This window comes from Corynebacterium aquilae DSM 44791 (assembly GCF_001941445.1).
Lineage (GTDB): Bacteria > Actinomycetota > Actinomycetes > Mycobacteriales > Mycobacteriaceae > Corynebacterium > Corynebacterium aquilae.
Map to the genome: position 1 here is coordinate 717,344 of NZ_CP009245.1, position 12,286 is coordinate 729,629.

The 12,286-nt window shown below is 55.6% G+C and carries 9 protein-coding genes; 4 read left to right on the top strand and 5 right to left on the bottom strand.

Going from position 1 to position 12,286, the window contains the following annotated elements; translation table 11 throughout:
• Window positions 1-109 precede the first annotated feature (109 nt).
• Window positions 110-463 carry a hypothetical protein gene (locus CAQU_RS03115; protein ID WP_075725143.1) on the top strand — a complete coding sequence of 118 codons (354 nt, stop codon included), beginning with the start codon at window positions 110-112 and terminating at the stop codon, window positions 461-463.
• 266 nt (window positions 464-729) lie between these two features.
• Here CAQU_RS03115 and CAQU_RS03120 read toward each other — a convergent pair whose 3' ends face one another.
• The 5 genes from CAQU_RS03120 to CAQU_RS03140 form a co-directional block, all read right to left on the bottom strand.
• Window positions 730-1,914, bottom strand: a complete 1,185-nt coding sequence (locus CAQU_RS03120; RefSeq protein ID WP_075725145.1) for a Fic family protein — start codon at window positions 1,912-1,914, stop codon at window positions 730-732.
• Complete coding sequence (locus tag CAQU_RS03125) at window positions 1,911-3,860, bottom strand: Fic/DOC family protein (RefSeq protein WP_075725147.1); 1,950 nt, start codon at window positions 3,858-3,860, stop codon at window positions 1,911-1,913. The genes CAQU_RS03120 and CAQU_RS03125 overlap by 4 nt, the downstream gene beginning before the upstream one ends.
• Complete coding sequence (locus tag CAQU_RS03130) at window positions 3,857-5,128, bottom strand: hypothetical protein (RefSeq protein ID WP_157108878.1); 1,272 nt, start codon at window positions 5,126-5,128, stop codon at window positions 3,857-3,859. Before CAQU_RS03130 ends, CAQU_RS03125 begins: the two co-directional genes overlap by 4 nt.
• 119 nt (window positions 5,129-5,247) lie before the next feature.
• Complete coding sequence (locus CAQU_RS03135; protein ID WP_075725151.1) at window positions 5,248-5,625, bottom strand: hypothetical protein; 378 nt, start codon at window positions 5,623-5,625, stop codon at window positions 5,248-5,250.
• 1 nt (window position 5,626) lies between these two features.
• On the bottom strand, window positions 5,627-6,358 hold the full coding sequence (locus CAQU_RS03140; RefSeq protein WP_342743333.1) for a recombinase family protein: 732 nt from the start codon (window positions 6,356-6,358) through the stop codon (window positions 5,627-5,629).
• Window positions 6,359-6,817: 459 nt separating this feature from the next.
• On the opposite strand from CAQU_RS03140, the gene CAQU_RS03145 reads away from it, so the two are divergent.
• From CAQU_RS03145 to CAQU_RS03155, 3 genes are read left to right on the top strand one after another with little or no spacing between them, the layout of a single operon-like run.
• Window positions 6,818-8,590, top strand: coding sequence for a site-specific DNA-methyltransferase (locus tag CAQU_RS03145; RefSeq protein WP_075725153.1), 1,773 nt, complete (start codon window positions 6,818-6,820; stop codon window positions 8,588-8,590).
• A 17-nt stretch (window positions 8,591-8,607) separates the two neighbouring features.
• Window positions 8,608-11,310 carry a DEAD/DEAH box helicase gene (locus tag CAQU_RS03150; protein WP_075725155.1) on the top strand — a complete coding sequence of 901 codons (2,703 nt, stop codon included), beginning with the start codon at window positions 8,608-8,610 and terminating at the stop codon, window positions 11,308-11,310.
• Window positions 11,311-11,329: 19 nt separating this feature from the next.
• Window positions 11,330-12,118, top strand: coding sequence for a hypothetical protein (locus CAQU_RS03155; protein ID WP_075725157.1), 789 nt, complete (start codon window positions 11,330-11,332; stop codon window positions 12,116-12,118).
• The last annotated feature ends 168 nt before the right edge of the window (window positions 12,119-12,286 follow it).

The following is a 12,286-nucleotide window of genomic DNA, read 5'->3' on the forward strand; positions in this document are numbered from 1 at the left end:
TAATAGTGCCTACTGTGTATGGTCAAAACCCCCGATTTTTTCGGGGGTAGTGCGAGGGGCGCAAGCACCAGCTACAGTGAGCGACATGAGCACGATTTCATCGAGACACATGTCCTCTAGACAGCGCGCACGCGATGCGCTGTCCGGCACTTTGGAAGTAGCACGCAGGCGCGAAGAGCTGCTTGCAGAAGCGCTCAGTTTGCTCGACAAGCGAGCACAACTAGAGCAGAAAATGTCCCCACTGTTAACCGAACTGCACGGCACCGGACTGACGTATAAGTTCCTCCACGAGGCACTAGGAATCTCGGCAAAAGAGGTCAAACGAATCGCCGATCTTGCAGCCTCTGAGACGGCAGAATCAGGGGATAAGGAGGACTCCCACGCGCCAGAAAGTGGCAACGAGGGTACGGAAAACCGCGACGAAACAGCCGAGCACAACCACCACGAAGACGGCGGAATGTAGCCGCCTCCAACCCACTCACACCACCCCCGCACAGCGCGGTGCCCGCCAAACCTGGCGGGCACCGGGACAGCGGAAAACAGTCACAAAACGCTCCCATCGCCGCCCATGACACCCCTCATCCGGTGGGGCAAGACCGCAAGGGTCTTGCCCCACCTTCCACCGTTCTACAGGCCAAGCTCGGCACGAAAACCTAGGGCGGTGATGAGCGCAGAAAAAGCCGCCATCCCGACAAGCGGGACGGCGGCAGGGAAAGGAAAATAGGGCAGTTACAACTCGTAATCTTCCCCCTCACTCGCGCTTACATCATCGTCATACTCGTCGTAGTTTTCCGGCCCAACAGCATCGATGAAGGCAGGCTCCATGGCCACCTCTGCCCCGCCAGTACGCTCAGCTTCTGCCTGCGCTAGCAGCTCCCAACCTTGCGCGTCTATGGCGTAATCCAAGTCTTCCGCAAGCTCTCGATACATGTGCACAAACGGCGCATCTTCGGCAGCATTTCGCCCGACAAGAGAGGCAACAGAGGTGAAGGAAACAACCTCTGCATCGGCAGAAGACCAGTCCAAAAACACTCCCACCGTGGCCGCCTCCTGCTCCATAAACGCACGGATTGCCCGCCCGTTTCCATCCCTAAACGGGCGGATATAGTTCAGCGTCGCGTGCATCTGCGCAAGCAACACCACCTTCTGATCTAGCTCTTCTGCGGCGAACAAATCAGCCTCAATGTCTTCGACAACACCGACCCATTCGGGCATGTCCTCGACCGGGCAGAAGGTGCTATAGCCGGTGTCGGCAAAGGGATTGGGTTTGGCTAAATCCACCTCACGAGGCTTGCCTGCCCAGTCGTAGCAGTACTTAAAAAGATGCTCGTGAGTAGCCGCCAGATTGTCCCACGCGGTCTCGAAACGGAAGCCATCGACCGGCACTTCTAACGCACGTTGGGCAACCAAGTTTGCCTCCACCGCAGCCCATGTTTTGCCGTAGATGCCGAGTTTGTTGGCCAGCTCTCCCGTGCCGGGATCGAGGTAGTTTTCCCACCGCTGCCCCATCGTCTCATCAGTGGTTGTAGAGGCTTGTGTTGGGAGAAAAGAACGCGCTTGTTCCCACAGCGGTAGCCACTCATCGAAGGCTTTGCGCAGCAGATGATAGGTGCCCAGAGAACCAAAAATGTTCGACATCTCCGGCGTGCGCCACGGGTCGTTATCGAGGTCGAAAACGACTTGTTCAGCAATCTTTCTACCCCCATCAAAGACCTCCACCCCCACACCTAAACGCTTTCCGGTCCCCTCCTCACCGGAGGGCAGCCAGCCGTCCCTCATGCGGACTTCAACGTCTGTGTACTCGGTGCCATTGACCCCTCTAACGGCACCTGCCCGGGCGGTGTGAAACACCACGCCGGGCAGGGCAACATCAGGGGAACTGAGGCGAAAATCGTCCAGCTCCACGCGGATCACAGCTGGTCATCCTCCTCGAAATCGATGGCCAAATCCTCCGAATCCTCATCCCAATCCTCGTAGTCATCGACCACGTTAGACACGGCCTGCGACGGCAGTTGTACCCCTTCCACGGGCGTCCACGGAATAGGAGTTTCACGGTCAGTCTGCAGCTCAGGAATGAGCGACCAACCAGCATCGTGCGGCTCGTAATCGAGCGCTTCAGCAAGCTCGAAGTACATCGTCATGTAAGGGATCTGGTCAACACCATTGCGTGCGGCCATCGATGCAACAGAGGCGTAGTTGAGCACTTCCTCGCTGGCTTGACTCCAATCCAGATACACTCCCGCGGCGGTCGCCTCCTGCTCCATAAATGCACGGATCGTGCGGTCGTTACCGTCGCGGAAAGGGTGGATGTAATTCAGAGTTGTGTGCATCTGTGCCAGCAGCTGAACACGCCCATGAAAATCCTCAGTGGTGAACAACTTCGCCTCCAACTCTTCGACCGCACCGATCCACGCGGGGAGTTCTTCAACGGGACAGAAGTCGGTTCGCCCGCTGGGTGCGAAGGGGTTGGGAACAGATAGCTCAACGTCTCGCGCTTGGCCTGCCCAGTCGTAGCAATCTTGAAAAAGATGCTCGTGGGTCGCAGCGAGATTATCCCACGCAGCCTCGTACTCGAACCCTTCTGCGGGCAGCTCAAGCGCACGCTGTGCGGCGAGATTTCCTTCGATGTATCGCCACTGTTCGCCACGCACACCGAGCTTGTTTTTTAGCTCGGTGGTGCCGTCAAAAAAATAGTCTTCATCACGCCCAATCTGTGCATCGCTGGCCTGCACCTGCTCGTCCATAGACGCGAGAAGTTCTTGCCACGGGCGGTCGAAATTATCGACCAAGAAGTCCTTGGCATCACGGAACAGGCGCTCAGTAGCACCCTGGCCAAGGAACGTATCGACCTCGGCGCGTTGCTCTTCGGTAAGCGCGTCTGGACGCGTGACTGCTATCTGAGAGCGTTGCTGGCCGTCGTCTAGAACGGTCAGCTGCATCTGGACCTGACGGTCTTCAACCTCAAGGCGAAGCTCTCCAGTGACGTTGTTGAAGGTGTCCTCACCATTGACGAGATCGCCGAGCTCTGCACGGTACAGCTCAACGCGTGGCTCTTCAGAAACTAGTGGCTGCTCGGTGAAGTCACTCAAATTAACGGTGACAAAACGCATGTCCTTAGGCTGGTCGATAGGAGCAAAGTAGCCCTCTTTCCACGTCTTGTCGTTGAACCATCCGCTACTGTAGGTTCCCGTTTCCCAGTGCTTGGCACGGGAGGCCACGTACGCCTGCCATTGGTCGCGGCCAAAGGTCTCAGCTAGCCATTGGTCACCCGCCAACTCACTTGCCGCATAACTGGCGTTGGTTTCGGTGTCGACCACGCGGAAGGAAATCCCCAACTCGTCTTCGGCGAAGTTCTGGAAAACATCGTTTTCCAACAGGTATTTACCCACGCGAGCAGTCTCACGGAACCTGTCTTCGTAATCAGGGTCAGGATCAGTGGTGGGCAGCTGAGCGAAGACGTCGTTCGGGTCTTCCTCAATGGGCACGGTGTCCCACTGCAGGTTCATAATGTCCAACGATTCTGTAGGAGCGGCTGCGGAAGCACTGGCACGATAGGCCGCAGTGTTCCATTCTCGTCCAAGATCGTGAACAAAGGCTCGCCATTGGTCACGGCCAAACGTCTCCGCGAACCAGGGGTTATCCTCACGCTCATTGGACTGATCACCTTCTCGGGTGATGGTATCCCTGCCAGAAATCAGCAGTCGTCGCCCAAAACGCGGGTTGTCGTTAACTTCGATGTCAATGGCATAGCGCTCAGTCCGAGCCTGGAGCACGGCAACGGTGTACGCATCGTCCGTATTAGGCCGTACGACTCTCCAGTCAAGGCTGAAAGGATCGATGGGAGTTTCAGCTGCACTCACAGGGCTTCCTCCTCCTGAGCGTCTTCTGTCGCATCGTCGACATCGCTGTCGATGTCGCTGTCGACGGCTTCATTAGACGGGAGTGTTGCGACAGACGCAGTGGCGGCACTGCCGGGGCTTTCTGTCTGTGTCTCCGGGGTCTCAAAGTCTGCGGGAGACCAATCCGTCAGCATTGGCGCGTCCTCGTCGATGACGAGAACTTCCTTGTATTCGGTGTCTTCGGCGTTGATGTCGTCACCGAAGTCGAGGCTTCCGGGAGCAGCATTTGCGGATGCTGGGGTGTGGAACTCGTGGCCACGAGCACGCACGAACGCCTCCCACTTTTCACGGCCAAACACATCTGCCAGCCACGGATCAGCCTCATCCTCGGTGCTGGTCGCGACATAGCCAGTTGTGGTGTCGAAAACCATGAGAGACACGCCGTTCTCAAAGGTAGACCAGTCAGTTTCTGCAACGGTCTGGAAGACAAACGGGGCGGCGTAAGCTACCTCTGCCTGCGGTGCGGTGTACTGGTCAAACTCCGGGAAAGGCACGTCACGCCACACAAGGCTGTCAAGGTCGATATCGATGTGCAGGGGTGGTGCAAGCCGCGCACTGTCGGCGTTGATCTCCTCATACGTCCGAATCTGCCTCCACTCGATGTCCGTCACGGCCCGTGCGGTGGCTTCCTCGATGCGACTGTCCTCAGGCTCAAGCGTGTGGAAACGCCTGTATGCGTCCAGCATCGGCTGCGGGTCAAACGTTTCTGCACGCAGGATCTTTTGCTCGGCTGCCTGCATGGCCCGTGCCTTGTGGACATCCTCAGCGTAGGAACGCCCCGAGTAATCACTGCGTACGTTCACCTCGTGGCGCTCAGCGATAACGGTCATAGTGTCCTCGACCGCTACGCGCGACCACAGAGAGAACGGGTGAACCTCTGTCAGCATCGCGTGCAGGCGTGCGACCATATCCCTGCGGTCTGAGGCAGTGACCTCATCCCACGGGAAGCTCTCGTACACCTTGTCGATGCGCTCCATCGCACGCTCAATACGCTCCGGCGGCATCAAACGGCGCTCGCGACCATCACCTAGGGCAATGAGTACATCATCAGTACGCCAGCCCTGCTGGGGCACATTATTTGTGTTCATCATGTACGGAAGCTGCGCTTGGTAGACGGCTTTCAGCTCGTCGCTCAACTTGGCGTGACCATAGCCCCCCTCGGGAACTTCGTAGTACCACTCATGGATGTAACCGCCAGAGATGGTCTCGCGGTTATTTGTGTAGGTCATTGAGTCGTGGGCTACGAAATTTCCACGGTTTTGCTGCCTCAGGATCTCCTCGTAGACCGGAGAGATTTCATCACCAGGGTAGGGGCCGTCCGGGTAGTAATCGTCGTCGTAGGCCATGACTACTCCTCGTTGTCTTCGCGGCTCTGGGCGATGGCCTGGCGCACCAGGCCGTCAACATAGCGAGGGTTTGGGTGACCCTCGACTGCCTCGCGGCGGGCTGCCAGCTCACGCACGCGACGGCGCTGGCGGTCATTGAGTAACGGACTATCAACCCCCTCAAGTCCCTCTTCCTCAATGATGCGGTCAGCCTCAGCACGAGCCGTGGCACGGATCTGCTCGATGGCATCGGCCTGGGACAGCTCACCAAGCGTGACCCGAATCAGCCGGTCAACGTCCTCAGCAGCCAGTGGACGGCCATCCAGTTGGGAGGAGACCACGAGGTTACGCAGGCGTTTGCGCTGTCCATCGGAAAGTGGGGCGGAGTCTAGGGTGTACATATCAGTCAGGCCTTTCTCTAGAGGCGAGAGCACCCTCAGCCTCAAGGCGTTTGCGGGTGCGAGAGATTGTTGAGGTGGACACGCCGAGGATGTCGGCCATCTCGGCTTGTGTTAGCTCGCCTTCGTCAATCCAGCGCGCAACCTGACGTTGCTGCACTTCACTGAGCTTCGGCTGCTTGCCGCGCAACCTACCGGCTTTTGCCGCGCTCGCAAGGCCCTCTTTCGTACGCATGGAGATTAGGTCGCGCTCGAATTCCGCCACCATCGCCAGTACCGAGAAAAGCAGCTTGCCCATGGGGTCGTTCGGGTCGTAGGTGCTGCCCCCAATTTGGAGGGCAGCACCCTTTGCATGAACTTCGCCAGCAATCGCGTGAGCATCGGTCACACTGCGGGCGAGGCGATCCAACTTGGTCACCACAAGCACATCACCCTCGCGGATGCGCTCAAGTGCTCGCTCCAACCCAGGACGCGCACGATTAGTCGCGGAGTACCCGTGGTCAACGAGAATCTGCTCGGAATCAACACCTAACTGTATAAGTCGTTCTATTTGCACCTGTACGTCCTGGTGAGCCGTAGAACACCTTGCATAACCAATAAGCATGATCCCCACCCTAGGCCCCACCCACGCCAGGAACAGGTACTTCAGGCCAAGGAAGCCGCCCCAGCGGCTTTCGCGGCAGCACAAGCCCCGAAGGGGGCGCGGGAGCACTCGGCCAAGCCCCACCAATCTCATGAGGTCCTACCTCACGTCAGCATCGCGTCTGCGTGCCAACCAGGGATTTGTATTGGGTTCGATACTCCGGGCACTTTTTCGACTAGACACATTGGCACCATGGGGACTAGACCACTCGGCACCACGACACCGAGACACTGTAGTGACTAGTGAGCAAGACGCTTTGTCCACACGGTGCCGTGTCCCTTTGGCTGCAAGGGGACAAGACACATTGGCAAGGACGCACCGTTGTACTTAGACCACTAGTAGACTTGAGGCACTGCGCACAGACTGGAGTCGCGACACGGTGGTGGGACGACCTCCTCAGCTTGTCCCGTAAGAGGTACCTCTTACGGGATTATTACTGCAACGGTCTTACGGGACGGGCCGGGTAACGTTGACGCATGTGATGCCAGCCCTGTGTGGGGCTGGTGCGCGTCCCGTAAGACGTTCGTTTTCGAGCCGGAGAAAAGGTGCAGAATGCCTGAATTAACGTGGGTTGGTAAGGACAAGGTCATCACGCACTATCTAGATGTCCCTTACCGACTTCTCAGTCGTCAATACAGTTTCGATGCTGATGGCCAACACCAAGCAGGTATCGACTCTGAAAACATGATTATTCATGGTGACAACTTAGAGGCGTTGAAGGCACTACTTCCGCGTTATGAAGGTAGCGTCGACCTTATTTACATCGATCCTCCTTATAACACCGGCAACGAAGAATGGGTTTACAACGACAATGTTAAAGACCCTCGGATTATGAAATGGCTTGGTGAAGTAGTCGGGAAGGAGGGGGAAGATTTATCTCGTCACGACAAGTGGCTCTGCATGATCTACCCCCGATTGCGCTTGCTGCAGAAGTTGCTGTCTGTAAACGGCGTTATGGCGGTAAGTATAAGTCAGCATGAGTTGCCGCATCTTCTCCTCGTGCTGAAAGAGATCTTTTCTACTCGTCAGATCTTCCCCATTACGGTGCAAACATCCGGTGGGAAGCCTGCAAAGGGTTTTAATGTCAGCCATGAGTACCTAGTGTTCGTGGCTCCAGAAGATTTTTCCCCAAATCCTTACCTCGAAGGTAGAAGAAAGTATTCATCTGCCTATCACGGTATGAATTTGGCAACGTTTAATCAGGCTCAACGTCCAAACCAGGCCTATCCGATTTTTGTAAACGACGCGGGTGCAATTGTGGGGGTTGGTGCCTCCCTGCAGCGTCGCGTTAGCGATGGTACCTTCACGGGTCCCTTGGAAAGTTTTCAATTTGACTACAGTGAAGCTCCCGAAGGTTGCACTGCAGTATGGCCCGTGACAGCAAAGGGTATCCCCTGTGTGTGGCGGTTGGTTCCAGAACGCCTCCTTGGGGACTGGGGAAAGGGTTACATTAAAGTCGTCCCCTCGAAAGATGGAACACAGAACCAATGGACGGTGCAATACCTTTCAGCTGGCGTTATTAAAAAGATTGCTTCAGGGGAATTTAAGACGCGTAAGTTCTCCGATGATCCAAACGTTCCCACTCTGGAAGTGGAGAACTACGAAACGAATTCTGCAAGTATTCCTTCGCTGTGGCTCGACAAGCTTATGTTTACCGCTCGCGGTGGTGAACAGATGGCCGATGTTCTAGGTAAGAAGAGTGCGTTTCAGTACCCAAAGCCCCTTGAGCTAGTGAAGTCCGTACTACTGAGATGCACATCGAAACATTCCATCGTGCTGGACTCTTTTGCAGGCTCAGGGACCACTGCGCATGCGACGTTGGCCCTAAATAAAGAAGATGGCGGAGCGCGTCGCTTCATCCTGGTCGAACTTGGAGATTATGCCGAAGATGTGACTGCTGAGCGAGTCAAGAGGGTTATTCAAGGCTACGGCGCAGGCGAGTCTGCAGTGCCAGGAACCGGTGGATCTTTCTCCTTTTATGAGTTGGGAGAACCTTTGCTGCTCGGCGATAACTTAAACCCCGCGGCAGGTGTTGAAAAGATTCGAGAATACATCTGGTTCACTGATACCAAGGTGCCTTACAGCCCGCCCGCCGAACCGGAACACAAGCATTATCTTGGCAACATCAACGACACCGCCTATTTCTTCGCTTACGAACCAGAACAGGCAATGGCGCTTGACCGGCAGTACCTGGCAGGCATTCCTGATGCATGTGCTGCCGATGCCTACGTCATCTACGCGGACATCTGCCTGCTAAGCAAGCGGGAACTGCAGGCGTTTAACGTCACGTTCAAGAAAATCCCACGAGACATCACCCGCCTGTAGACAAGGAATAAGTAAACATGGAGCTAAAAAACTACCAAAAACAGGTCATCAACGACCTCGCCGATTACCTTGAGTCGCTGAACGAACACGGATCGTTGAGCAACGCATTCAGCGCCCACTGGAAAAACCGACAGATCCAGGTCGGCGGTGACGGTATCACCCCGTACTGCAACGTGGTTAAGGGCGTTCCTCATGTGTGCTTCAAGGTGCCCACAGGTGGTGGTAAGACCTTCCTTGCCTGCGCTTCAATCAAGCCCATCTTTGATGCACGACCTCCGGTGCGGAATAAGGCCGTTGTTTGGCTTGTTCCCTCTGAATCCATTTTGACCCAGACGCTTAAAGCCTTAAAAAACCCGGCTCATCCTTACCGACAGAAGCTCAACGCCGACTTCGGCGGACGCGTAGAGGTCTACTCGAAGGAAGAACTTCTCGTTGGGCAAAACTTCAGTCCGGCAACAGTCGCAGAGCAGCTCTCGGTGATGGTGTTGTCCTACGACTCCTTCCGCGCCAACAGGAAAGAAGGAAGAAAGGCCTACCAAGCAAACGGCAACCTCGAACGATTCGCTACCGCGTTCGGCACGCCTGAACAACCCATTGCCAACGCCGATGAGACGGCACTCTTCCAAGTCATCAACCAGCTCAATCCGATAGTGATCGTGGATGAGTCCCACCACGCAACCAGCACACTTAGCCACGAAATGCTGGTGAACTTCAACCCCTCGTTCATCCTGGACTTGACCGCGACACCGACCAAACAGGCAAACGTTATCTCCTACGTTGATGCCCTCACGCTCAAGCACGAGCACATGGTCAAGCTCCCAGTCATCGCCTACAACAGAAACAGCAGAGATGAGGTGGTTACCGCCGCCCTCGACCTCCAGCGAAGTCTGGAAGCTACAGCACAGCAACAACAAAAGGCAGGCGGTCGCTACATCCGCCCCATCGTCCTCTTCCAGGCACAACCAAAAACAAACAGTGATGCCACCACCTTCGAGAAGATCCGCGAACAGCTCATCGCAGTAGGCGTAGACGCAGCCCAAATCGCAGTAAAAACAGCAGAAATCAACGAACTCAAAGGCGTAGACCTGCTCAGCCCGGATTGCGAGATCCGCTACATCATCACCGTCAACGCGCTGAAAGAAGGCTGGGACTGCCCGTTTGCTTACATCCTCGCCTCACTAGCCAACCGGACCAGCCGTGTCGATGTCGAGCAGATCCTAGGCCGCGTTCTACGCCAACCCCATGCTCGTCAGCAGGACGCTGAAGTACTCAACTACAGCTACGTTTTGACATCGTCTGCAGACTTCAACGCCACACTCGAAAACATCATCGCAGGTCTCAATGTCGCAGGTTTCACCAAGCACGACTTCCGCGCTGTAGGCGTAACAAGCGATGACACCACTGCTGTACTTGAGAACCTCGGAGCAGGGGCTGAACAACTACAGTTCTCAGAACTCGACGGTCTGAATACCAATCAAAGCAGTGCACCAGAAGCTTCGCCCGAAGACACCAATAACGACAACGAGTGGGACTTCAACGCAGAAGCTATCGCTGCAAAACTTGCAGCCACAGCACCGTCAACGCAGCCAGATGGAACCACTGCCGATGAACGCCCCTCTGCAGCGGCCACCATTCTGGCCCAAGCGCAAAGGCAAGGTGCCACATATAACCGAGAAGTCGAGCAAGCAGCCCGCGACACAAACAACCACGTACCTACTGATCTAAGAGACAAAGTGAACAACGTTAGGGTCTTCGACAAGTTCCTAGACGACATCCAACAGCTCACAATCCCGCAATTCGTCGTCACCCCACCACCCTCCGGGTTGTTTTCGTTAAGTGAGACCGGTACCGAGCTGCTGACCAGTGAAGCCCTCTGCGCTGGGTTCACTTTGCGCGACAAAGACATCGAACTCGACCTATCAACAGTTGACGAGCAGATGTACAGACTTGACGTCGAAAATCCCAATGACGTCGCACGCGCTTTTCACCTGACGACTGCCGACCAGCACTACATGCGGGAAGTGTTCAGCAAACTAGATATCGACGCACAGCGTCGAAACGCTGCAGAATTCATCTATGACAAAATCAAGCCCATAGATCCAGTAGCTGATGGGGAGCTGAGAGACTACATCACACGTATCACCAGCAACTTCGATGCAACTGACATTGCGGCGTACCAGGAGCGGACGTACCAGGTGGCCGAGAAGATTCGCAAAAAGATCCTTGGTCTTCTCACCATGCATAAAGACACGCGGTTCTACGACGACATTGAGATCGAAGCTATCCAGGTAGAACCCAGGTTCAAGCTGCCCGAATTGATTCACCCTGTAGACGCATCTTCGGTCATCGGCGGCTCACTCTATGAAGCCGAGGACGCAATGAACAGCCTTGAGTATGAACTGGCAAGTCGGCTCTCCGGCATGGCAAACGTTAGGTGGTGGCACCGCAACTTAGAGCGCAAAGGGTTCTTCCTCAACGGGCCAATCAATCACTACCCAGACTTCATCGTTCAGACCGAAGACGGAGCCTGTGTCCTAGTAGAGACCAAAGGCGAGCAGCTGAAAAACGAGGACTCCAAAATCAAGCTCCGACTCGGCAAGAAATGGGAAGCACTCGCAGGGCGCGGCTTCCGCTACTACATGGTCTTCCACGACGATGTCACCCCATTGGACAACGCTGTGACGATGTCCAAGTTCCTCAGCATCATCGAGCGCCTCTAACAAGCAAGGAGAGACACCTATGGAAGAGCCAGAAGAGTGGAATCCCACATTCGGCGAACTCAGAAGGGCACTTGAAGACGAAGACCACCCGCATCACACAGAGGCCTTAGTGCAAAATGCTGAGCTTAGCGAACAGCTTCGCCCGATCTTCGATAAGTGGCAAAAGTCTATAGCTTCAGCGTTCGAAGACTCGCAAGCCATCTTTGCATTAGAGGAGCAACAAGCAAAGATACACGAAGCCATGAGGGGGTGGCATGAACAGCAGAGAGCGCTGACGGAGCAGTTGGTCAAAAATAACGGTGTTGCCGATGCTCTGAAACGAGTGTCAGCGCCCGTTAACGTAGGGAGAGCGTTAGATGGCCTCCAAATCAAGCCGCCCGTTCTTGAATCAAGTACAGCTCAGCCGCCTGTTTTGCCTCTTCAAACGGACAAGCCGGATTGGCTTGAACTAGATCGCCAGATGCAGCGCTCTACGCGTGCAGCGGCTGAGGCCAAAGCCAAGGCGCGACAGGCTCAAATCGCCAGAGAAGAGCAACAAATCGAAGTACTCAAAGTCATAGCAGCCCAAGGGGATCGTTCTAACCATCGTCTCGATGCTCTCGAAATTCGCGCTACAAGCATTGATCAACAGGTCAAAGCCGGATTGGAAGAAGCGGCGGCTTCCTCGCAGAAGGCTCACCGCCAGGGGCGTTTGGTGCTGTTCGTTAGTGTGTTGACTCTGTTGGTAGCGGTGACTGCGTCCCCAGTTGGGGCATACTTTGTTAAAGCCTTGCAGATGGCTGCAACCTGGGTCAGTGAGCATCTCTAGGCACCTCAGCTAGTGGCTGCTGGCTACATCGGGTTGCATGGCTGAGCCGTGCTGCACAGATGAGATGGTGTCAAAGGTCGTCCACAGGGGACTACATGAGAGAAAAGGCTGAAGCCGGTCTCTGCCCCCACAATCACGAGAAGAAGACCCCAGGCTAGACGAACTAGC